Origin of the sequence: Dorea sp. MB18-49 (assembly GCF_023669465.1) — a bacterium.
Taxonomy (GTDB): domain Bacteria; phylum Bacillota; class Clostridia; order Lachnospirales; family Lachnospiraceae; genus Dorea_A; species Dorea_A longicatena.
The window spans coordinates 70662-92383 of the sequence record NZ_JAMOYX010000001.1 but is presented as its reverse complement, the minus strand read 5'-3'; the positions used below and the strand labels follow the sequence as shown (position 1 = coordinate 92383).

The 21722-nt window shown below is 43.5% G+C and carries 22 protein-coding genes, 2 pseudogenes and 1 riboswitch; of the genes and pseudogenes, 5 read left to right on the top strand and 19 right to left on the bottom strand.

What is annotated here, in order from left to right; translation table 11 throughout:
- Window positions 1–31 precede the first annotated feature (31 nt).
- The gene (locus tag NCY30_RS00510; RefSeq protein WP_431834223.1) at window positions 32–697 is read right to left on the bottom strand and encodes a TIGR01906 family membrane protein; all 666 of its coding nucleotides are present in this window, start codon (window positions 695–697) and stop codon (window positions 32–34) included.
- A gap of 145 nt (window positions 698–842) precedes the next feature.
- Here NCY30_RS00510 and NCY30_RS00505 point away from each other — a divergent pair, with 145 nt between their 5' ends.
- The gene (locus NCY30_RS00505) at window positions 843–1721 is read left to right on the top strand and encodes a LysR family transcriptional regulator (protein WP_022414968.1); all 879 of its coding nucleotides are present in this window, start codon (window positions 843–845) and stop codon (window positions 1719–1721) included.
- A gap of 172 nt (window positions 1722–1893) precedes the next feature.
- Here the strand turns inward: NCY30_RS00505 and NCY30_RS00500 are convergent, their stop codons facing one another.
- Both NCY30_RS00500 and NCY30_RS00495 read right to left on the bottom strand, forming a co-directional pair.
- Window positions 1894–4260: a helicase C-terminal domain-containing protein gene (locus NCY30_RS00500; RefSeq protein WP_250818384.1), complete on the bottom strand. Its 2367-nt coding sequence runs from the start codon at window positions 4258–4260 to the stop codon at window positions 1894–1896.
- Window positions 4257–4814 (bottom strand): TetR/AcrR family transcriptional regulator, encoded by a 558-nt coding sequence (locus NCY30_RS00495; protein ID WP_006427979.1) that lies wholly within the window; start codon window positions 4812–4814, stop codon window positions 4257–4259. Before NCY30_RS00495 ends, NCY30_RS00500 begins: the two co-directional genes overlap by 4 nt.
- Window positions 4815–4995: 181 nt before the next feature.
- Here NCY30_RS00495 and glgB point away from each other — a divergent pair, with 181 nt between their 5' ends.
- The gene (gene glgB, locus NCY30_RS00490) at window positions 4996–6786 is read left to right on the top strand and encodes a 1,4-alpha-glucan branching protein GlgB (protein WP_173819414.1); all 1791 of its coding nucleotides are present in this window, start codon (window positions 4996–4998) and stop codon (window positions 6784–6786) included.
- Window positions 6787–6880: 94 nt separating this feature from the next.
- On the opposite strand, the pseudogene NCY30_RS00485 reads toward glgB, so the two are convergent.
- The 9 genes and pseudogenes from NCY30_RS00485 to NCY30_RS00450 form a co-directional block, all read right to left on the bottom strand.
- A pseudogene (locus tag NCY30_RS00485) lies at window positions 6881–7417 on the bottom strand (FAD-dependent oxidoreductase); the annotation flags it as partial.
- Entirely contained in the window at window positions 7395–7553 is a 159-nt protein-coding gene (locus NCY30_RS15280; protein ID WP_442873327.1) for a hypothetical protein, read from the bottom strand. The gene NCY30_RS15280 and the pseudogene NCY30_RS00485, both read right to left, overlap by 23 nt.
- Window positions 7554–8015 (bottom strand): annotated as a pseudogene (gene glyA / locus NCY30_RS00480) (serine hydroxymethyltransferase); the annotation flags it as partial.
- A gap of 101 nt (window positions 8016–8116) precedes the next feature.
- Window positions 8117–8190, bottom strand: a riboswitch (glycine riboswitch).
- A 285-nt stretch (window positions 8191–8475) separates the two neighbouring features.
- Window positions 8476–9309 (bottom strand): Mrp/NBP35 family ATP-binding protein, encoded by an 834-nt coding sequence (locus NCY30_RS00475; RefSeq protein WP_118224492.1) that lies wholly within the window; start codon window positions 9307–9309, stop codon window positions 8476–8478.
- A gap of 5 nt (window positions 9310–9314) precedes the next feature.
- Window positions 9315–9692, bottom strand: a complete 378-nt coding sequence (locus NCY30_RS00470; RefSeq protein ID WP_006428875.1) for a RidA family protein — start codon at window positions 9690–9692, stop codon at window positions 9315–9317.
- A gap of 4 nt (window positions 9693–9696) precedes the next feature.
- A complete protein-coding gene (locus NCY30_RS00465) occupies window positions 9697–10644 on the bottom strand; it encodes an ornithine cyclodeaminase family protein (protein ID WP_022415643.1) in 948 nt (315 codons plus the stop codon).
- A 1-nt stretch (window position 10645) separates the two neighbouring features.
- Window positions 10646–12040: an MATE family efflux transporter gene (locus tag NCY30_RS00460; RefSeq protein ID WP_022415644.1), complete on the bottom strand. Its 1395-nt coding sequence runs from the start codon at window positions 12038–12040 to the stop codon at window positions 10646–10648.
- Window positions 12041–12057: 17 nt separating this feature from the next.
- Window positions 12058–12714 carry a response regulator gene (locus tag NCY30_RS00455; RefSeq protein ID WP_022415645.1) on the bottom strand — a complete coding sequence of 219 codons (657 nt, stop codon included), beginning with the start codon at window positions 12712–12714 and terminating at the stop codon, window positions 12058–12060.
- Window positions 12711–13877 (bottom strand): sensor histidine kinase, encoded by a 1167-nt coding sequence (locus NCY30_RS00450; protein WP_250818383.1) that lies wholly within the window; start codon window positions 13875–13877, stop codon window positions 12711–12713. Before NCY30_RS00450 ends, NCY30_RS00455 begins: the two co-directional genes overlap by 4 nt.
- 110 nt (window positions 13878–13987) lie before the next feature.
- On the opposite strand from NCY30_RS00450, the gene NCY30_RS00445 reads away from it, so the two are divergent.
- Genes NCY30_RS00445 through NCY30_RS00435 form a run of 3 tightly spaced genes read left to right on the top strand, consistent with a single transcriptional unit; the run spans window position 13988 to window position 17221 of the window.
- A complete protein-coding gene (locus tag NCY30_RS00445; RefSeq protein WP_250818382.1) occupies window positions 13988–14920 on the top strand; it encodes an ABC transporter ATP-binding protein in 933 nt (310 codons plus the stop codon).
- A gap of 14 nt (window positions 14921–14934) precedes the next feature.
- On the top strand, window positions 14935–16077 hold the full coding sequence (locus NCY30_RS00440; protein ID WP_250818381.1) for an ABC transporter permease: 1143 nt from the start codon (window positions 14935–14937) through the stop codon (window positions 16075–16077).
- Window positions 16064–17221 (top strand): ABC transporter permease, encoded by a 1158-nt coding sequence (locus NCY30_RS00435; RefSeq protein WP_250818380.1) that lies wholly within the window; start codon window positions 16064–16066, stop codon window positions 17219–17221. The genes NCY30_RS00440 and NCY30_RS00435 overlap by 14 nt, the downstream gene beginning before the upstream one ends.
- 30 nt (window positions 17222–17251) lie before the next feature.
- On the opposite strand, the gene NCY30_RS00430 is transcribed toward NCY30_RS00435, so the two are convergent.
- From NCY30_RS00430 to NCY30_RS00400, 7 genes are all read right to left on the bottom strand, one after another.
- Complete coding sequence (locus NCY30_RS00430; RefSeq protein ID WP_250818379.1) at window positions 17252–17773, bottom strand: phosphatase PAP2 family protein; 522 nt, start codon at window positions 17771–17773, stop codon at window positions 17252–17254.
- A gap of 57 nt (window positions 17774–17830) precedes the next feature.
- Window positions 17831–19177 carry an MATE family efflux transporter gene (locus NCY30_RS00425; protein ID WP_250818378.1) on the bottom strand — a complete coding sequence of 449 codons (1347 nt, stop codon included), beginning with the start codon at window positions 19175–19177 and terminating at the stop codon, window positions 17831–17833.
- A gap of 71 nt (window positions 19178–19248) precedes the next feature.
- Window positions 19249–19770 carry a hypothetical protein gene (locus NCY30_RS00420; protein WP_250818377.1) on the bottom strand — a complete coding sequence of 174 codons (522 nt, stop codon included), beginning with the start codon at window positions 19768–19770 and terminating at the stop codon, window positions 19249–19251.
- A gap of 7 nt (window positions 19771–19777) precedes the next feature.
- Window positions 19778–19945: an excinuclease ABC, A subunit gene (locus NCY30_RS00415; protein ID WP_250818376.1), complete on the bottom strand. Its 168-nt coding sequence runs from the start codon at window positions 19943–19945 to the stop codon at window positions 19778–19780.
- A gap of 272 nt (window positions 19946–20217) precedes the next feature.
- Window positions 20218–20457 carry a type III toxin-antitoxin system ToxN/AbiQ family toxin gene (locus NCY30_RS00410; RefSeq protein ID WP_250818375.1) on the bottom strand — a complete coding sequence of 80 codons (240 nt, stop codon included), beginning with the start codon at window positions 20455–20457 and terminating at the stop codon, window positions 20218–20220.
- A complete protein-coding gene (locus tag NCY30_RS00405) occupies window positions 20447–20599 on the bottom strand; it encodes a type III toxin-antitoxin system ToxN/AbiQ family toxin (RefSeq protein WP_250818374.1) in 153 nt (50 codons plus the stop codon). Before NCY30_RS00405 ends, NCY30_RS00410 begins: the two co-directional genes overlap by 11 nt.
- A gap of 601 nt (window positions 20600–21200) precedes the next feature.
- Entirely contained in the window at window positions 21201–21632 is a 432-nt protein-coding gene (locus tag NCY30_RS00400) for an MFS transporter (protein WP_331476438.1), read from the bottom strand.
- Between the last annotated feature and the right edge of the window lie 90 nt (window positions 21633–21722).

The following is a 21722-nucleotide window of genomic DNA, read 5'->3' as shown; positions in this document are numbered from 1 at the left end:
TTTTCATTCCCATCAATCCATTTTTACAGATTTACGATTCCTCTGGCTTTTTATAATATTTTTTAATAACGAACAATACGATCCATATCACTACCAGCACCGCTCCAAATACCTCACTGATACGGATCACCATATCAGAAAAGAATCCTTCCGGCAGCATCCGGATCATATAATCAGTCTCCGGATTGAATATCCATAGATTATTGGTAAAAAACAGTTTATGAAAAATCGTAAAACACGTCGTAAAATCTATACTGAAAGCAATGCCAAGCAGTACACCTATGACCAGCCATACACCAAGTGCAATCGAATATGCCCTGCAAAAAAGTCTCTTCCAGTCTTTTTCCCGCTTTTTAAACATCATCAGTATGGCTGCAGCTACAATCAGGCAAACTCCCCCGACCTTAATACCTCCCAGGAATAGATTCCTGACATCTCGCATATGCAGCCGGTCTCTTTCATTGAAGAAATCCTGCTCTTTTCCTTCCACCGTTGTTACAACTGACAGCTTCTCTTCTTTTCCGATCAGATAGTTCATCATATGTTCTGTCACGTACATGACATGGTCGATGTTCATATCCAGATCTTCTGTCACTTCATATTTCTGGTATTCTTTTTTGTAAAATCCATAATGACTGTCTCCATATACTGCCGCCCAGATACTGAATGCAAGTGCTGCGATCACTGCACACATCATGGCCACAACCGATATGAGCGTTGTTAATTTCTTCAAGTTTTTTTCCTCCTGTTCTTCATTATTATAACACTTCTATTGTAAATACGGTTGTAATTTTCTTTCATTTCACTTATAATACAGTTAAGATTCATTAGGAGGACTTATCATGGATATTAACTATGAGTTATATAAAGTATTTTACTATGTAGCTTCCACCTTAAGCTTTTCGGAAGCTTCCAAGCAGTTGTTTATCTCGCAGTCGGCTGTCAGCCAGTCGATCAAGGCATTGGAGAAAAAGCTGGATCAGACCTTATTCATCCGAAGCACCAAGAAAGTACGTCTTACTACCGAAGGAGAGATTCTTCTGCGCCATATCGAACCGGCGATCAGCCTGATCAAGCGTGGGGAAAGCCAGCTTCTCGATGTCGGCGCACGCGGAGGACAGCTTCACATCGGAGCCAGTGATACGATCTGCCGTTATTTCCTGGTGCCTTATCTGGAACGCTTCCACCGGGAATTTCCGGGAGCGCATATCAAGGTTACGAATGCGACATCGATCCGCTGCGTAGAACTCCTGGAGACCGGGCAGGTGGATCTGATCGTTGTCAATTCACCGAATTCCTATCTCGGAAATGTTCCGAATGTGAAAAAGATCAAAGATTTCCAGGATGTGTTCATTGCCAATGAAGCATTTAAAGAATTAAAAGGAAAGAAGGTTTCTTTCAAAGAACTTCTGGACTACCCGATCCTTATGCTGGACAGAAAGAGTACAACCAGTGAATATCTGCACAACCTGTTTCTTCAGAATCAGCTGGATCTGGTTCCGGAGATCGAACTCAGCAGTAATGACCTTCTGATCGACCTTGCCCGCATCGGACTTGGAATCGCATTTATTCCGGATTTCTGTCTTTCCCAGACAGCCGATTCGGATTCTCTGTTCATTGTTGAGACGAAGGAATCGCTTCCGGAACGCGAACTTGTCATTGCGCATAACGAGAAGGTTCCGGTATCCAAAGCCGCACAGGAGTTTTTATCTTATTTTTAATATGTTTACAAACTCTTTTTCCTGCCAAAGTATCCCTGGAGAACTACCGGTGGCAGCTACTTTTATTTACTTTCGTATAAAATACCATGTGGCATATGTCCCTCATGGTATTTTTTTCTATCATATTGTTCTATAATATATTTTTCTATAAATAATATTTTTCTGATTCTGCTTACCTCTTATCCATCTGTTCTTCCTTCCAGAACCCTGCTATCTTTTCTTCGATATTTTCACTGTTACAGATCTGGAAATCATTCCACTCCCTCGGAAACACCTCCTGGCACCGCTGGTCCATAAAACGTTCATCCAAAAGTGCAATCACCCCTCTGTCCTGATCAGTCCGGATGACTCGTCCTGCCGACTGTAGCACCTTATTCATGCCCGGATACAAATAAGCATAATCGAATCCATTCAGATTCTTCCGGTCAAAATAATACTTTAAAAGTTCCCGTTCCAGACACACCTGCGGAAGTCCTGTCCCGATGATCATTGCCCCGATCAGTTTATCTTCCGTCAGATCAATTCCTTCTGAAAAAATACCACCCATCACACAGAAGCCGATCAGGCTGTGTGCTCTTTCCTGTTCGAATTTTTTCAGGAATTCTTCCCGTTCCTGCTCCGTCATATATTGGGACTGTACTGCAACTTCAATCTGTTCCTGCGGCAGTTCCATGAATGTTTCCCACACTTCTTCCAGAAATCGGTAAGACGGGAAAAAGGCAAGATAATTTCCTGTTCTTCCTTTTATCACACGCATCATATATTCTGCATACTTACGGTACATCTCCGGTCCGCGTCTGGTATACTTCGTGCTGACATCATTTCCCAGAAGCAGTAATCTTTTGCTTTGTTCAAATGGAGATTCTGCATAGATCGCATAATCATCCTTTGCCGCAGATAACAGTTTCTTATAATAATTGATTGGAAGAAATGTTGCCGAAAATAATATCGTACTATTTCCTTTTCCCATATATTCCTGCAGGCATCCCGCCGGATTGACACAGAACAGATGCAGGTAAAACTTTCCTTCTTCACTTAGTTCTGAATAAATCAGATAATTTTCATCCAGCCGGTCATGAATATATATGAAATTACGGATACCAAAGTAAAACTCCAGTACCCCTTTCCGTATTACTTCATCTTTACAGTCTTCTATAAACTCTTCCAGCTTTGTCATCAAAGACAATAGCTTAATATACACATGTGACACACTATTCAGTATCTGGCAGCCGTCACATTCTCTTTTTAACTCCAGAAGCTGCTTATTGCAGTTCTCCAACGCCGAGACAAGTTTCGGTTCTCCGTATTTTACCAGCTTTTTGATTTTCAGAAAATCTTCCTTGCAAATACTGGTGCTGTACATGGTTCTCCCACGTTCGACCAGATTGTGTGCCTCATCGATCAGAAACAGATATTCTCCTTTGACGCCGTCTCCGAAAAAGCGTTTCAGATGTGCATTCGGATCAAAGACGTAATTATAATCACATATAACCGCATCTACCCACTGCGATACATCCAGTGCCATTTCAAACGGACACACATTCCATTTCCTTGCCTGTTCTTCCAGTACTTCCCGGCTCATCTCATCTGTCGATGTGAGCAGTTCATAAACAGCAGCATTTACACGGTCAAAATGTCCTTTGGCATATGGACATGCATCCGGATTACAGATAGTTTCCTCACAGAAACAGATCTTTTCTTTTGCCGTCAATGTGATGACTTTCATCTTCAGATCCTGCTTCCTCAGGATCTCGAATGCCTGACTTGCCACCGTTCTGGTGATTGTCTTCGCCGTCAGATAAAAGATCTTTTCTCCCAGTTCTTCCCCGACTGCTTTCACCGCCGGAAATACGGCCGCCATTGTCTTGCCGACTCCGGTCGGTGCCTGAATAAATAATTTCTTTTTTCTCAAAATTGTCCTGTATACCGACGCAACCAGTTTCTTCTGTCCGTCTCTATATTCGAATGGGAATTCCACTGTTTTGATTGAAGCATTTCTCTTGGCTCTCCATTCCATCTGGTATCTTGCCCATTTTTCATATTCTGATACAAGTTCTTCGAACCATTTCTTAAGTTCTGCCCGGGTATATACCTCCTGGAATCTCCGGATTTCTTCGGTATCTAAATTACAATACGTCATCTGTACTCCGATTTCTTCCAGATTTTTCTGTTCTGCATAGATATAGGCATAGCATTTTGCCTGAGCCAGATGTAAAAGCTGCGGTTCTTTCAGACGTTTCAAATCCTTAAATACTCCTTTGATCTCGTCGATCACCACACGCTTCGGAAGTTCTATGATCCCGTCCGCTCTTCCTTCTACACTCAGGATAAATCCATCGCACGCTATCTGATACTTTAACGAGACCTCTGCACGGTACTCTGCCCCCTGCTGTCTCTGGATTTTCCGGTGTATCCGGCCGCCCTGCTGCATAGCCTCCTTATCTGCCCCGCCGGTCCGGTTGTCAATGTCTCCATGTCTCAATATAAATTCCACCAGATTCCGCACCGAAATGCGGATACACGGTTGTTCCAGATTCATGATCTGCTCTCCCCCAATCGTTCTTCATACATCGGTCGAACCGCTCCCGTCATCCCTGCGATCACATCGATCACCGTCATGATATCTCCGCTCCGGTTCTTCTGATAAGCATGGTAGCTTCCCTGAATGCAAAAACTCAACATCACGTTCATCGCCGTATCTTCTTCAAACTCCGGATATTTTTCAAAAATCATCTGCTTGATACTCCGCTCAATACTGTCCGCGAAATGATTTGCCTGACTGCCGGAAAATAATATTGCCGTCAGAGAATTCTGAGATATATAGGCCATCAGAAGTTCCCTTGCGAATTCTGCCGGATGCTCCAGAAGATATTCCGGATGCTGAATACTGTTCGCAATCGACTGTACCACTTCTTCTTCCATCGCATCTGACAGATCGTAGATATCTTTATAATGTGCATAAAAGGTAGACTTATTGATCCTTGCACTTTCACATAATTCTTTTACTGTTATCTTTTCCAGAGGTTTTCTGGAACGCAGTTCGATAAATGCATTCTTGATTCCCCGCTCTGTTTTCTCAATCCTAAGATCCATTTCATTTTCTCACTTTCCCGACACTTTTTCCCATTCGTCGGTTATCCACCCATTCGTCGGTTTTGTCGGTGGATACCTTCTCGCATTTCTCTTATAATATGATTATAGATCAAAAAAGCAACTACTGTCCATTATCTTTTCGGCAGTTAATTATTTACGTTGCATTTTTACGGAGGTTAATATGGATTTTTACGGATTTTACACAGGAAAAATATTCGACGCCTATGAATTTCTCGGCGCACACCCGGACAAAGACGGAACCACATTCCGTACCTTTGCACCTGCTGCATCACGCATTACAGTCATTGGGGAATTTAACGACTGGCAGGAATGGGAACTTAATAAAACTTATGACGGAAATTTCTGGGAATGTTATGCCAAAGGTGCAAAGCCGGGCATGATGTACAAGTACCGCATCTACAGACAGGACGGAAACTGCGTAGAGCACTGCGATCCTTACGGCTTCGGCATGGAACTCCGTCCGAACTTCGCGTCTATCATCCGCGACCTGTCCCATTACAAATTCAAAGACAGCAAATGGATGCAGAAGCGTTCAGTATGCAAGGACAAACCACTCAATATCTACGAACTGCATTTCGGCTCATTTAAGAAGCCTTCTGAAAAAGCAGACGACTGGTACACTTATGTAGAAATGATCGACATCCTGATCCCTTATCTTAAGGAAAATGATTATAACTATATCGAGATCATGCCGCTCAGCGAACACCCGTGTGACGAATCCTGGGGATATCAGAATACTGGATTCTTCAGCCCGACATCACGCTATGGAACTGCCGAAGAACTGATGAAATTCATTGATGCCTGCCACAAGAACGACATCGGTGTGATCATGGATTTCGTGCCGGTACATTTTGCCGTTGATCATTATGCACTGGCCGATTATGACGGAACTTCACTTTATGAATATCCACATCAGGACGTTGGTGTCAGCGAATGGGGAAGCTGCAACTTCATGCATTCCAGAGGCGAGGTCCGAAGCTTCCTGCAGTCTGCTGCGAACTACTGGTTAAGCGTATATCATGTGGACGGAATCCGTATGGATGCAATCAGCCGTATCATTTACTGGCAGGGTGAACCGGCAAGAGGTGTCAACAATAATGCAGTAGACTTTATTCGTGAAATGAACCGCGGATTAAAAACACTGCACCCGACAGCTATGCTCTCTGCCGAAGATTCTACTTCTTTCGAAGGCGTAACAAAACCTGCTGATCAGGGCGGACTTGGATTCGATTACAAATGGGATATGGGCTGGATGAACGATACACTTGACTACTTCCGCACCGCACCGGAATACAGAAGCCGCGATTATCACAAGCTTACGTTCTCCATGATGTACTATTATAACGATGTTTTCCTTCTTCCGCTTTCACATGACGAGGTGGTTCACGGAAAGGCAACCATCGCCCAGAAAATGCATGGAGAATACGAAGAGAAATTCCCACAGGCACGTGCCTTCTATATGTACATGTATGCACATCCTGGAAAGAAATTAAACTTCATGGGGAATGAGATCGGACAACTCCGTGAATGGGATGAAAAACGTGAACAGGACTGGGATATCCTGAAGTATCCAATTCACGATGCATTCCATCACTTCATGCAGAAACTGAATCATCTGTATATGACAACTCCGGCTCTTTCCGCAAAAGACTATGAAAACGCCGGCTTCCATTGGCTGGACTGTCATCAGGAAGAACGCTGTATCTACGCTTTTGAAAGAACGGATGGCAAAGAACGTATTGCCGCTGTCTTTAATTTCTCGGATGAGGATCAGAAAGGGTATGAACTTCCGGTGGAAGATGCGAAAGAACTGGAAGTGATTCTGGCTAGTGATGATGAAACTTTTGGAGGATGTAAGAAGTATACGAAGAAGAAAGTGAAGGTTACGGACGGGAAGGCTGTGCTGGATCTTTCGGCTTATTCGGCGGTGTATTATTCGATTGCTGTTTAATGCATTAAGCGAAGGCTGCCCGGACCGGAATAAAAGTTAGGAATCCTTTATTCCGGTCCGCGTAACCGGTCTGATGAACTAAATAACAATTTACTTCTTCTTCGGCTACGACTTTGATGAAGCCGCGCTCTTCCTGTGTAATGATAGATTTACCATTTGCGCTCATGATGAATTTACCACATTTTACGGCAATTCCTTTTTCTTTCGCCTTGTCTTCTGTCATTCCGGCAGATGCAATCTCCGGATCTGTATAAACGCATCCTGGAACGATACTCAGATCTATGGATGGTTCTTTTCCGGCAAGCTTTTCAGCTACAACCATTCCCTGTGCGCTTGCCGCGTGTGCAAGCTGTGCACCAAAGATCAGATCACCGATTGCATAGACTCCCGGGATACTGGATTCGAAGTTTTCGTTCATCAGCACACGTCCGCGTTCCATATCCGGTTTTACATTTTCTCCAAACAGTCCATCTGTATTCGGACAGCGTCCCACTGCACACAACACATACTCTGCTGTCACTTCCTGTTCCTTTTCTTTCTCTATATAGTGACAGGTACAGGTCTCTCCTTCTACTGTTACGCCCTGTACTGCCGCAGAAGTATGGATATCAATGCCTCGCTTTTTCAGGATCTGTTCCTGCCAGTTCGTATAACTTACGGAATACTGCGATCGCATTATCCAGCGTTTCTTTCGATTCGGTCTCGGTTGGCTCTACCATCAGTGCTTCATCCACGATCAATGGGAAATACATTGTAGGCGGATGAATACCATTGTCCAGCAGACCTTTTGCGATATCCATTGCCGAGATTCCGGATAAATTCACCGGTGAACCATGTGTCAGGTGTCCGCCATGTGCAAGGTTCAGGCCCATAACGGTATCGCCTGGTTCGAGAAGTGCCTGATACACTGCAGTATTGGCATTGGCTCCGGAATGCGGCTGTACACATACATGCTCACATCCGAATAATTCTTTTGCTCTTTCAATTGCCAGATTCTCCAGAATGTCTACATCTTCGCATCCGCCGTAATATCTCTTTCCCGGATAACCTTCTGCATACTTATTGGTCGGTACGGTTCCCATTGCCAGCATCACTGCCGGGCTTACAATATTTTCAGATGCAATCAGCTCCAGATTTCTTCTCTGTCTGCCAAGCTCTAATGCAAGTGCTTCCCCAACTTCTTTGTCACATTCTGTGATGTAGTTTGTTACATCTTCGATTCTGTTCATTTGTTTTTACCTCCTTCGGAATCTGCCTGCTTTTCGCGCCCATTCCCTATTTTGAGCACTAAAAAAGCAGGCAAAAAATACTTTCTTTTCAAAAGTGTTTTTTGTCTGCCTCTGTCCTTTTACCTGAAAGATTACTTCTTCGGTACAATTCTTATTGTTCTCCAGAGCGTCGTCCGAATTCGTTCCCTTTTACCTGAGAGTTTCTGCATGCCCCTTCAGCTCCTATGCTGCATGATATCTTTGCTTCCTTCTACGCATTTTATTAAAATAATACGTTTCACTTCATTTATGCACTTTGCACATATGTATCTCACAAATCCACCCATCAACCATGCAATTAGCACAACAAGTTATGTCCTTTAAGTCAACAGTAAATCCATAAGTTAATTATTTATCACAAAAGATGGTACCTGTCAAAGCATTTCAACTCTGCCAAATACCATCTTCTTATCTCCATCTCTTAAAGCTTATTCACTGCTTCCGCAAGATAATCATTGCTTACTTCTGCAAAGTTCTCATTCTCCACTGCCTCTGCAAGACTTGCATCGATCGGCATCTTACCGATGACCGGAACGCCGAGTTCTTCTGCCACTTCGTCGATGTGGCTCTCGCCGAATACGGAGATCTTACGTCCGCAGTCCGGACATACCAGATAACTGTAGTTCTCGACGATTCCGAGTACCGGGATATCCATCTGTCCTGCCATATTGTAGGCTTTCTTTACGATCATGCGTACCAGATCCTGCGGGGAAGTTACGATCACGATGCCTTCTACCGGAAGGGACTGGAATACGGTAAGCGGTACATCACCGGTTCCCGGCGGCATGTCTACGAAGAGATAATCCAGTTCTCCCCATGCAACATCTGTCCAGAACTGTGTGACAACACCTGAGATGACCGGACCTCTCCAGATAACCGGATCATCTTCTTCCGGAAGTAAAAGGTTGATGGACATAATCTTCGTTCCATCCTTTGCCTCACATGGGAAAATATTTTCTCCATCCCCTTTTGCTTTTTCATGGATTCCATACATCTTCGGAATGGATGGACCTGTGATATCTGCGTCCATGATACCTACAGAAAATCCCTGTTCTCTCATCAGCCTTGCAAGCGATGCGGTAACCATAGATTTTCCAACGCCGCCTTTTCCGCTGACAACTGCGATCACATGGTTGATGTGTGATTTTTTATTTTCCGGTTTGATCAGACTCTGCGGTTTGCTTCCGCATTCACCTGCATGGGAACAGCCCGCACAATCGGACGGGCTGCAGCCTGTTTTTTGTTCTTCTGCCATTTATCTTACTCCTCTACAGCCGCAATAAGTTCTACTTCACACAGAACTCCCTTTGGAAGTGTCTTTACTGCAACACAGCTTCTTGCCGGTTTTGATGTAAAGTATTTTCCATATACTTCGTTGAATGCTGCAAAGTCACTCATATCTGCAAGGAAGCATGTTGTCTTTAATACCTTGTCAAATGATGTTCCAGCTTCTTTTAAGACCTCTCCTAAGTTCTTACATACCTGCTCTGTCTGTGCTTCAATTGTAGTTGCTTCTACATCATTCACTTCCGGATTGATTGCGATCTGTCCTGCTGTATACAGTACTCCGTTGTGTACATATCCCTGTGAGTATGGTCCAAGTGCCTTTGGTGCTTTTTCTGTTGCTACGATTTTCATAATGTTATTTCTCCTTTGCTACTTCATATAATTTCTGTGCGATACACACATCAAATAATCCCATTCCAACCGATTTGAAATATGTTGTCTGACCTTCTTTGATCTCTTTTTCCCCCGATACGAGATATTCATGCATCAGTTTTACCCGGTCTTTTGTAAGTTTTCCACTTGCCAGAGGCTGGCTTAGATCTCCGCTTTCCTCACATGCGTATGGCAGTTCAATGTATACATTGTCCACCAGATCCAGTACTGCATCCGGGATTTCCCTCATTTCCGGCATATAAGAGCCGATCGCAATGATGCATTTTCCTCTCAGAAGTTCTTTATCATCCGGAAGAACAGGTGTGGTAGAAGGAGTTGTTGTACAGATGATATCACTGTTTCGTACAAGCTCTTCCACTGCTTTACATTGTACTACCTTTACGTCTTCCTTATCAATAGCTTTTTTCAGTCTTTCCAGATAATCTGTCAAATCACGGTCACTGTGGTTGAACACATATACGGTATGGATATCTCTTGCCGCACATGCATACACAGCCTGATGGAATCCCTGCATTCCTGCTCCGATGATTCCTACGGTGCGACAGTCTTTTCTTGACAGATGGCGGATCCCCACACCGCCGACAGCTCCGGTTCTCCATGCCGTTACCGATTGCCCGTCCATAACAGCAAGCGGCGCGCCTGTCGTATAATCATTCAGTAACACGATACCATCTATCGACGGCAGTCCCAGTTTGGAATTCTCCGGGAAGATCGACAGGATCTTTGTCCCTATGATATCCTTTGTGTAACATGGCATATACATGAGCTGCTTATTTTCATGTTCTACCGTCGGTCTTGGCGGCATATAGAACTCACCTGATCCATAGATCCGGTATGCCTCTTCGATCTGATCCATCATCTGATCCGGATCAACCATTTCTTCGATCTGCTCCTTGCTTAATACGATCATTTTACATTTCCTCCAGTTCTTTTTGTTCCCTTGTGACATCTCTCAGCCACTTGTATGTCAAATACCGCTTTAAAGTAATCGGTACTTTGATCAGTTCATCACTCATCAGTATAACATAGACGACCGGCACACTGGCATGCAAAATAAATGCCGCCACTGCCCCGAGTAAAATGGAGAATCCCCACATCGTCGATACATCCATGATCAATCCGAATTTCGTATCTCCGCCTGCACGGAATACCCCCACTACCATTGTGGTATTAAATGCCTGTGCCACAGTAAAATACGACATAACGAAGAACATGAAACTTAAGTAATTCTTTGCCGGTCCGGTCAGTGCCAGATTCGCATTGGCGATTGGTGCCGAGATCAGTATCAGCACACCACCCAGGATTCCAAGAATCAGACTTAACCACACGAAACGTTTTCCGTATGCTTTTGCCAGTTCCATCTTGCCTTCCCCGATCGTCTTGCCGAGATAGATCGCCGTTGCATGGGAAATCCCGAATGTTACGACTGTTGCCAGCTGTCTTGCCACCTGCGCAACCGAGTTGGCTGCCACTGCTGCGCTTCCAAGATGCCCGATCACCGCCGTATTCGCCGACGTTCCCAGTCCCCACATCAGTTCATTTAATACCACCGGCATAGAATAAACTGCGAAATCTTTTAACAGAACCTTATCGATCTTCACCATATCTTTAAGCCGGATCCTTACTACTTTATTTCGGAAGATGGCATAAACGAGAACCATCACTGTCTCGGCTGCTCTGGCACACAGCGTACCGATTGCCGCACCTCTTACTCCCATTACCGGGAATCCAAATAGTCCGAAGATCAGAACCGCATTTACCACAATATTCATCAGCAATGAAATCAGATAAATAAATGTAGCCACCATTACCCTCTCGATACTGCGCATAATATTCAGATACACCTGTGTCACCGCCATGAACACATAGGAAAATCCTACGATTCTTAAATACTTTACTCCTTCTGCAATAACTTCCGGATCAGAGGTATAGATCCGCATCAGTGTCTCCGGCATGCCAAGGGCTGCTCCTGCGAATACTACTGCAACGATGAGTCCGGCACTTAATCCCATACCCAGGACTTTCTCTATCGTTCTGGTGTCTTTCTTCCCCCAGTACTGCGCCGTCAGAACCGTTGCTCCGGAGGTCACTCCGTAAAAGATCAGTGTCATGATGTATTGGATCTGTCCTGCAAGAGATGCCCCGGATAACACTTTCTCTCCAACCTTTCCAAGCATGATCACATCCGTCGCCGTAACTCCGACATTGATCAGATTCTGGATTGCGATCGGGATGACCAGAGCGAATACATTCCGGTAGAATTGCTTCCAGTTGATTGTTTTTGTATATTTACTTTTTTCTTCCATTTATTTTTTCTCTGCTCCTATTTATTCTTATCACATTTTCTGCTTCTCTGCAGATAATACACCGCAAGCTGTGTCCGATCTCTTAATTCCAGTTTCTCGAGCACATTGCTGATATAATTCCGGACCGTTCCTTCGCTTAAGCAGACTTTCTCCGATATCTCTTTGTTACTGAGTCCCTCAGCAACCAGTGCTGTGATCTCCAGTTCCCGTTCTCCGATTCCGTAACTGTTCCAGTCAAATGTCTGCTCTTTTTCTTTCTGCTCTTTCTGAAGCAATCCCGGGATTCTGGACATAATCTCAGTTCCGAATACGGTCTGATTCATCTGCACCGCCTGCAATGCCGGAAGGATACTGCCGTAATCCTGTTTTATCAGATATCCTTTCACACCATATTTTAATGCTTTTACGATGTACGCATCATCGGAAAACGTGGTAAGCAAAAGAATCTTTGCATCCGTATGCCTTTTCAAAATCTGTTCTGCGGCATCCAGACCGTTCATGTCCTTCATACGGATGTCCATCAGAAGAACATCCGGCAGCAGTTCATCATATAACCGGACGGCATCTTTTCCATCCTGTCCGGTGCCGGTTACTTCTACTTCTCCTCCTGCTTCCAGAATTGTCTTTAACGCACTGGATACCAGGATATCGTCATCTACAATTACTATCTTCATCTTTTTCCCTCATTTTTAGGAACCGTAATAAATATACGGAAGCCATTTTCTTTCTGGATCTGCATGGTTCCGCCAAGCATGCGGACACGTTTTTTCATATTCTCGATCCCGATTCCGCTGCTTTCTGTATTTTCTGTTTTTCGAGCGTTTTCGGTCTTTCCGGCACTTTCCTTCTCGGCATATTCTTCCCAGTCTCCATCTGGCCGGATCCGCTCATCTGACGTTCCATTATCTTCTATGATCAGCTGATATAGTCCGGGATGTTCTCTTGCCAAAATCTTCACCTCATTTGCATTGCTGTGGCGCATCACGTTATTCAGTGCCTCTTTCGTAATGGCTATAAAGCTGTATTTGATCTCTTTTGGAATATCATATCCCATATCATAAGTAAGCTGTACCGGACAAAAACGGAATTCTTCTGCCAGCGATTCCATCACTTCTTTTAAATTTACCGACTCATCATGCAGATCGTGCACGCTCTGTCTTACATTCGTCATGGCTTCGTTCAACGTCTGATCCAGCTGCTCCATCGGGACTTTCAGATTCTCAGCCTGATTAACAGTCTTTAACGCTCCCACCATCAGGATGGATCGCGACAGCATATGTCCCACATTGTCATGGATTTCTCTGGCGATACGATTCCTTTCTTTCAGTGTGGCCAGATATACTTCTGTGTCCTGCTTTTCCAGCAGATCCTGATTCTTCTTTTCCAGCATCAGTGTCAGTTCTCTGCTGTCATCTCTGGCCCTTTTATATTCCTGCTCCAATTCATTTAGCCTCCTGGTCCGTCCATATAACAGAACTGCTGCTGCCAGCCCGGCAACAATAAGCATCTCTTTTTCCAGCCCGTAATATTCCCGGAACGCCGGCGCCTCACAGGCCACGATTATACCACCAACCCCTATATAAACCGGAGAATAAAAGCATAGCATATTATATAAAACTACCGGAAGAAACATCCACATTTCTTTAAAAACAATTCCGACTGCCACGAAAGCAATCGTCATAATGTAATGCAGATACTTTTCTTTCCCTACCAGATTCACACAGGTATAGATACACGCAAACAGAATAATGATAACCGCCGGAATCCCTGTTTCCGCTGTTACCAGAAGTCCTGCTCCGTAAAGGAACAAAAATCCTTCATCTGTTATCTTTCTCATTCTTTTCTCCTATATTACATTTGTCACATTCAATTTATGACCGGTGACACTACCATTATAATCAGCCATCCGCTATACTACAAGTAACAAATCATCAAGGAGGAAATCTTATGCTTGTACATATAGAAAATCTTGTAAAACGTTACGGTGATCTGTTAGCGCTTGACCACCTGTCACTCGACATCGAAGAAGGTGAGATCTTCGGACTGCTCGGACCAAACGGTTCCGGTAAAACCACCGCCATCAACTGCTTGCTCGCACTGTTAAAATATGACAAAGGAACGATCACGATCTTTGGAAAGGATATGAAGCCGGACAGCTACGATATCAAGCAGGATATCGGTGTTGTCATGCAAAACATTGCCGTCTTTGAGCAGATGTCCGTCTATGAAAACATCGATTATTTCTGCGGACTCTATATCAGAGACAAACAAAAACGAAGAGAACTCGTGGAAGAGGCCATCGCATTCACCGGTCTGTCCGATTTCCGTAAGATGCGCCCGAAGAAACTCTCCGGCGGACTTCTACGAAGACTGAATATCGCATGCGGCATTGTCCATAAGCCCAGACTCATCATCATGGATGAACCGACCGTTGCTGTAGATCCTCAGAGCCGTAATAAGATTCTGGAAGGGATTCTGGAACTCAACCGTCAGGGATCTACCATCATCTATACCTCTCACTACATGGAAGAGGTGGAACAGATCTGTACCCGTATCGCGATCATTGATCATGGCCGTGTACTTGCTTCCGGCACAACCGAGGAACTAAAAAAAATGATCAAGACCGGTGAGACGATCACGATCGAAGCGGTTGCGTTAACGAAAAACAACCTGGCAGATATCCGCTCCCTTTCACATGTATTTGACTTATCATACAAAGATCAGACAATGATCCTACGCTGCAGCGGTGCAAAACACAATCTGATCCGGGTACTGAATTACCTGCAGGAACAGGACATTCCATTCGGACGCGTCTTCTCCGAGCTTCCGACTCTCAATGATGTCTTCCTTGAGATCACAGGAAAAGAACTCAGGGATTAAAGGAGGGACACTTTATGTTACATTTATTAAAATATCAGTTCTTACAGACAATACGTTCCCGCTCTATCATGTTCTGGGCTCTCGCATTTCCGCTCATCCTTGGAACCCTGTTCTATGTGTCCTTTGGAAATACCGGTCTTGCAGGAACCGGAGAGACCGACTGGGAACCGGTTCCTGTTGCCATCGTCACAGTGGAAAGCAGTTCCGCAAATGCAGCATCTTTCCTGACATTTCTGAATGAAACGGATCAGGACATGATCGATATCCATTCTTACAAGACAGAAAAAGCTGCCAAAAAAGCGCTCCGGCGGGAGGAAATATCCGGCATCTATTACGTGAAGTCGGTTCCTTCCCTTACCATTGCTTCCAATGGCATTAACCAGAGCATTCTGTCTTCCCTTCTGGACAGCTATGAAAAGAATGCTGACATGATCCGGGATATTGCCACACAGCATCCGGAAAAGCTTTCGGACGCCCTTGCCTCTCTGAACGACTATCAGACACTGGTGAAAGAAAAGTCCTTAGGCAGACATTCCTTAGATCCGACACTGACTTATTTTCTCGCACTGATCGCATTTGCCTGCTTAAGCGGAGTCTACTTAAGCATCCATTCCACGGTTCAGCTTCAGGCGAACTTAAGTGCACTCGGAGAACGGCGCAGCATCACACCGACCCACAAACTTTCCCTGATTCTCGGCGATCTGCTGGTACTGGAAAGTATTCATTTCGTCAACATCCTGATCCTGGAGCTTTACCTTACCCAGGTACTTCATATCAGCCTTGGGCATGACATTCCGAAACTTCTTCTCATTACATTCATGGGAACCCTGATCGGTATCTGTCTCGGAATTCTGATCGGATGCGCCGGCAAACTGTCCTACAGTGTCAAATCCGGAATCGGTGTCCTCGTTACACTGTTACCGAGTTTCCTTGCAGGCCTGATGTTCGGTGGAATGAAAAATGTGATCGAACAGCACTGCCCGGTCATCAACCGGATCAATCCTGCCAGTGTACTGAGTGATGCATTCTACTGCCTCAGTGTCTATGATGATGCTGTCCGCTACCGCAGGTGTATCCTGATTCTTGTAATCATGTGTCTGCTTTGTATCAGCTTCTCATTTCTTATGATAAGGAGGGAACGTTATGACAGTATTTAAAGGATTTTTAATCATAACCAAACGCAATCTCCTGATGGTATTCATGTATCTGGCAATCTTCCTTACGATCGGAATCCTTGCCTCCGGCAGCGACAGCAATACTTCCGGCACCGGGTTCCATGCCCAAGCACTCACGGTAGGTGTGGTAGATCATGATGGGGGCGTACTTTCCAAAGGGCTTTCCACATATCTATCACAGTATCATACCATCAGGCAAATGCCGGATGACACTGCGAAACTCCAGGACGCACTCTTTAACCGGAATGTCTCTTATATCGTGACCATTCCGAAAGATTTTAAAGTCTCCTGTCTCCGTGAACATCAGGCATTGCCAGTATCCAAGATTCCAGGAAGCACAGACGGGTACTACGTCGATCAACAGATCAACACCTATCTGAATCAGGCACGTGTCCTGACAGACAGTGGTTATTCCGATAAAGAGGCAGCTGCATATATTCTGAAACATACAGACAGTTCTTCTCATGTTACAATGTTAAAATCTGCTTCTTCCGAAAAGACGCCGGGTTATGGTTACATGTATCAGTATCTGCCATATGTGTTAATCTCCATACTGTGCTATGTAATGGGACTGATCATGATCGCATTCCATCAGCCGGATCTGCAAAAGCGAATCCTTTGCTCGGCTGTGTCCATCAGAAGCCAGAACCTGCAGCTTGCACTGGGATATCTGGCAGTCGGATGCTCCGTCTGGATGCTTACAACATGGATCCCTGCTTTCTTCTTTTACCGGAAAGCATTTTTCCAGTCGCCAAAGATGCCATATTATATACTCAACAGTCTGACCCTGCTTCTGGTCGGTCTTGCTCTTTCCTTCCTTCTTGGTACATTTATCACCAAAGAAGATATCCTGACCGCCCTCGTAAATGTTGTCACACTTGGCATGAGCTTCCTGTGCGGCGTATTCGTTCCACTTGATATCATGGGAAAAGGCGTGAAAACTGTGGCTCATTTCCTTCCGGTCTACTGGTATGAGATCAGTAACAATCTGCTGAATAACTCTGCTGTTCTCACTCAGGCACAGAAACAACTCTTATACCGCAACTATGGAATCCAGTTACTTTTTGCCGCTGCGATCTTTTGTATTGCACTGGTAGTCAATAAAAGAGCAAGGCAGACAGCATAATGCTGCCTGCCCTGCTCTTTTTTTCTATCTCTATTTTATCTTTTTCTTCTGTATCCATTCCACAATCTTATAGCCCAGATATCCGGAAAGGCTTCCGAATACCACACCACCAATGATGTCCGTTGGATAATGCACATACAAGTACAATCTTGATAATGCGATCAGAACCGCAAGTACAAGAGCCGCTTTCCACATCTTCTTCTCTCCGGCAAGATACAATGCCGTAACCGAAGCAAATGAAGCCGCCGTGTGTCCCGACGGGAAAGAGTAATCCCGCGGCTTTGCGACCAATAATTGTACTGCTGTATTGACATCGAATGGTCTGGTTCTTGCCACCAGATTCTTTATGAGCACATTGCAGAGCAGCACATCCACCAGCAATGCCGCCATCATGATCACCCCTGTCTTTCTTGTCTTCGGAATGATCAGTAATAATACCGTCAGAATGATCCATATGATTCCCGCATCTCCAAGTCTGGTAATGAGCGGAACAACCACATCTCCTATTGGCGTTCTTAAATTCTGGATTATATCAAGAATATGTATCTCCATCTATCTTATCCTCTCAAATTGATTTTTCTTATTATTTATATTTTTTATATTTTCCCTCTATATTTTTCCATCTGTCTTTTCTGTCCTGAGTACCGGCATCCGGAATGTCTGGATCAAAAGCGGGATTACCATAATGAACCACACAATCGGTTCACAGATGATCACACCCGTATATCCAAGCCACGGAACCAGAGTGGCCGCAATCACAATCTTCCCTGCCATCTCAAGGCCGCTGGAGATCAGTGGTGTAATATGATCCCCTAATCCCTGCATCGCATTTCTTAAAATACAGATCAAGGTAGTCACAATATAAAACAGCGTATCAAACTTCAGATAATTTGTTGCATTTAAGATTACTGTCTTATTATGACTTCCGGTTACCAGATATACCAGCCATCCTCCGATCGTATAACTTGCAATGATCGTAAGTCCTGACCAGATCGCAGTGTAGACAATCGCCAGCCAGATGCCTCTCTTCACACGGTCGATCTTCCCTGCTCCCATGTTCTGTCCACAGTAAGTTGCCATCGTCTGTCCGAATACACTGAACATGATCATGAATATCTCCGTGATCTTTCTCGCCGCTGTATGGGCAATGATAATGTCTTTTCCAAGCTTATTGATCGCCGTCTGTAATGTCAAAGTACCGATATTAACCAGAGAACTCATAAATCCCATCGACATTCCGGCACTTATCATCTCTTTTACCATGATTGGACTTGTATCTTTAAATTCCTCTTTCTGAAGCCTTAATATCTCATATTTTCTGATCATATAGATCCAGCAGATCACAAATGCAATGATCTGTGCCAGTACAGTTGCAATTGCTGCTCCTTTTACGCCAGTCTTCAATACCACAACGAAGAACAGATCCCCCACGATATTCAGTGCTACAGATATCGCCAGAATGATCAATGGTGTTACTGCATCTCCGATTGCACGAAGCGTCGCCGCACAGGCATCATATAAAAATGTTGCAAGCAGTCCTGCTATGATGATCGCGATATATCCTTTCGCCACCGGAACCAGATGCTTTGGCACATTTAAGAAATGTAAGATCGGTTTCAAAAATAGCAGTCCTGCTATCGTAAATAAAATGGATATTCCAGTCCCGATCACAAGCGACATTGCAAAGGACTTTTTCATATCTGCGATGTTCTTCGCACCAAATTTCTGTGCGGTAATAATCGCAAATCCGTTGGATAATCCCAGTAAAAATCCGATAATCAGACCGCTCAGTGTGCTAGTCGCACCTACTGCTGCCAGTGCATCTTCTCCCAGAAATGAGCCGACAATCCTGGTATCTACCAGACTGTAGGTCAGCTGTAATAAGTTTCCTAAAAATATCGGTAATGCGAAACTTAGTATCAGTGCCGAGGGCTTTCCCTTCGTTAAATCTTTCATTCTTTCTCAATGTCCTTCCTTTTTCAGTATGATTTTCTCTTTACAAGAAAACATGCACCGCTCATTATAGATCATACTTCCGAAGAGAGCAATCTCTGAAAGAATTTTTTCCGCTTTCTTTCTGTCACCGGACTTCCGCTGCGGATAACCTGTGAACGGATTCCGATGTTGGTCAGTTCCTGCTGAAGCTTAACGGCTTTCTCCGCATCCATACCATCCCGAATCAGAAATGGTGCCATAGACAGGTCTTCCTTCGTTTCAAAATTATATTTTTTCGCAAGCTGTAAGAAGCCATTTCTCTGACCATAATATTCTACAATTCTCCCAAGTACAATGACCTGTCTGGATGGATAGCAGCACACCTCACATGTTTCTTCCAGTGGTGTGATCTCGTATTCTACTTCATAAAAATCAAACGCCTCTTTAAAATATTCCATGCCTTCTTCGTCCAGATTATCAAACAGTGTAGCTGGAAGGTTCGATACGATGCGGTTAGCCATCACTTTATCGAGGCCTGTCAGAAGCTGCAGATAAGCGGATATCTTCTGGTCTTTTCCGCTGCATTTTAATAAACGTATTTTATATGTTCTCATGTAATTTTTATCCTCTTTCTGTTTTCAGATATTTTTCGGTTATGCTCTGTTCTGACGCCATAATATCCTCTGGCGTGCCTGCTGCTACAATCGTTCCCCCGGCATCTCCACCTCCCGGGCCCATATCAATCATGTAATCTGCATTCTTCACCACATCCAGATCACGCTCGATCACAATGACAGGTGCTACATTTCGCTGTAGTTACCTATCATGTCCAGCTCTACCTGAACCTCCATGAAAGTTGTTCTTTCGGGTGGGTGGGGTATTGCTTTTGGATGTATGTGAATATTTCTTGTTGGTTCATGGGGGATTCCTTCTTTTTGTCAATAAAATAATCTCCCCGTTGGACACATCACTTGAGTTTGTGAGAGGTGTGGGGAAATCTGGGTTTGTGATTTTTTATGTTTTATATACTGTATTTTTCAATATGTTATAAATACATTTAATTAAAGATTCTTCTTTAAAACAGTTGCAATATACTCCTGATATCCCGCTTCTAAAATACTAAATGCACAACTGTTATCTGTTAATATCTGCTTACGATTTGTTGTAACCATCTCATATATCTTATTTGCCTTTTTCTGAATCCGTTCAGCATTGTCCATACAAAACTGATATTCTTTATTTAACAGCATACGATACTTTTCATCTTTAATATCTTTAATTACAAGTTTTTCAATGCTCATCCGGAACCGGAACCATATAATTAAATCTTAATGAACCTTTTACCTCTTTTTTATCTCCAGGTACACGAATTAAAATGTTCGCTTCCTGCTTCTTATCAAAAGAAGATACAGACACATAATAGTTCATTCCATTTATCTGCATAACCGCACCAAAAGCAAATTTATTACGATCTGTATATCTGATATTCGGTACTTTTGTAACTCCTCTTTTCTCTTTTTCATAATTTTACAGAAACTGATTGTATTTCTCATTTATATGATAAAAATCCATATTTATCCTCCGTAGCAAAGCAAAACAGGGAGATAAACACTTATCTCCCTGATAATTAACGGTTCGCATTCAAAGCTGCGAAGCACTTAAATTAAAGGTTCACATTCAAAGTAGTGAAGTACTTAAATTAAAGGCTTGCACTCAAAGTAGCAACGCACTTCAAATTAAACAAATCTCTTTGTTCAACTATATTATATTCAATTTCTGTAAAAAATCAATAAAATTTTTTCTTTATATTCGCTCTTTCCTGTTTGCAAGGATATTATTTTTCAATCTCTTTTACATTTTTTATTCGTGCAAGACTCATTTTCCAAATTTCGCCACTATAATAAACTTTTATATTATCTCCCGGCGATATAACTGAATAATCATATTTTTCTGGCCAATAACAGATTATTTCTTCTTGTATATCTGTTTCTAGTATTTAAAACTGCTCATTTTTTTCATTCTATTGCTCCGCTTTATTATTGAATCATTTTTTATTTGTGCTTTTTATTTCCGCTACCAGTTCTTCATACTTACGTTCGTCAATAATATTTTTCTGACTGATTGCATAGATATTGCTTATAATCAGTATCAACGCAACAACCGCCTGATCAACTGCACTGGCCAGCTTTGTTGCAAAAGATCTTACTGCTGAGATAATACTGTCATATCGTTCATGAAACCGGACTTCATCATACTCTATGGTATTATTTAACATGACAATCATCGTCATATTGAATGCTCCCTGCGAAAAGAAGATCAGGAAACCGATGATATTCAGTAAAACAATACTCTTTGGTAAAATGTAGCCTACACTCACAAAAAGCATATACCCTATGACTGTAATGATGGTAGCTGCAGTTATAATCTGATTTCGTGTGAATTTTGAGGAAAGCCACGCAAAAGATGCCTCTGATATCAGCGTTCCTAATCTACACGGACGGTACTTGACGATCTGATGTATACACAGTCGCAGGAATCACATTGTCTCACAATCCGTCAGCAGAAT

What these genes read in the sequence shown, in the direction of transcription:
- NCY30_RS00510 (WP_431834223.1), bottom strand. Translation starts at nt 697, where the DNA reads ATGATGTGTGCAGTGATCGCAGCACTTGCATTCAGTATCTGGGCGGCA.
- NCY30_RS00505 (WP_022414968.1), top strand. Translation starts at nt 843, where the DNA reads ATGGATATTAACTATGAGTTATATAAAGTATTTTACTATGTAGCTTCC.
- NCY30_RS00500 (WP_250818384.1), bottom strand. Translation starts at nt 4,260, where the DNA reads ATGAATCTGGAACAACCGTGTATCCGCATTTCGGTGCGGAATCTGGTG.
- NCY30_RS00495 (WP_006427979.1), bottom strand. Translation starts at nt 4,814, where the DNA reads ATGGATCTTAGGATTGAGAAAACAGAGCGGGGAATCAAGAATGCATTT.
- glgB (WP_173819414.1), top strand. Translation starts at nt 4,996, where the DNA reads ATGGATTTTTACGGATTTTACACAGGAAAAATATTCGACGCCTATGAA.
- NCY30_RS00475 (WP_118224492.1), bottom strand. Translation starts at nt 9,309, where the DNA reads ATGGCAGAAGAACAAAAAACAGGCTGCAGCCCGTCCGATTGTGCGGGC.
- NCY30_RS00470 (WP_006428875.1), bottom strand. Translation starts at nt 9,692, where the DNA reads ATGAAAATCGTAGCAACAGAAAAAGCACCAAAGGCACTTGGACCATAC.
- NCY30_RS00465 (WP_022415643.1), bottom strand. Translation starts at nt 10,644, where the DNA reads ATGATCGTATTAAGCAAGGAGCAGATCGAAGAAATGGTTGATCCGGAT.
- NCY30_RS00460 (WP_022415644.1), bottom strand. Translation starts at nt 12,040, where the DNA reads ATGGAAGAAAAAAGTAAATATACAAAAACAATCAACTGGAAGCAATTC.
- NCY30_RS00455 (WP_022415645.1), bottom strand. Translation starts at nt 12,714, where the DNA reads ATGAAGATAGTAATTGTAGATGACGATATCCTGGTATCCAGTGCGTTA.
- NCY30_RS00450 (WP_250818383.1), bottom strand. Translation starts at nt 13,877, where the DNA reads ATGAGAAAGATAACAGATGAAGGATTTTTGTTCCTTTACGGAGCAGGA.
- NCY30_RS00445 (WP_250818382.1), top strand. Translation starts at nt 13,988, where the DNA reads ATGCTTGTACATATAGAAAATCTTGTAAAACGTTACGGTGATCTGTTA.
- NCY30_RS00440 (WP_250818381.1), top strand. Translation starts at nt 14,935, where the DNA reads ATGTTACATTTATTAAAATATCAGTTCTTACAGACAATACGTTCCCGC.
- NCY30_RS00435 (WP_250818380.1), top strand. Translation starts at nt 16,064, where the DNA reads ATGACAGTATTTAAAGGATTTTTAATCATAACCAAACGCAATCTCCTG.
- NCY30_RS00430 (WP_250818379.1), bottom strand. Translation starts at nt 17,773, where the DNA reads ATGGAGATACATATTCTTGATATAATCCAGAATTTAAGAACGCCAATA.
- NCY30_RS00425 (WP_250818378.1), bottom strand. Translation starts at nt 19,177, where the DNA reads ATGAAAGATTTAACGAAGGGAAAGCCCTCGGCACTGATACTAAGTTTC.
- NCY30_RS00420 (WP_250818377.1), bottom strand. Translation starts at nt 19,770, where the DNA reads ATGAGAACATATAAAATACGTTTATTAAAATGCAGCGGAAAAGACCAG.
- NCY30_RS00410 (WP_250818375.1), bottom strand. Translation starts at nt 20,457, where the DNA reads ATGAGCATTGAAAAACTTGTAATTAAAGATATTAAAGATGAAAAGTAT.
- NCY30_RS00405 (WP_250818374.1), bottom strand. Translation starts at nt 20,599, where the DNA reads ATGCAGATAAATGGAATGAACTATTATGTGTCTGTATCTTCTTTTGAT.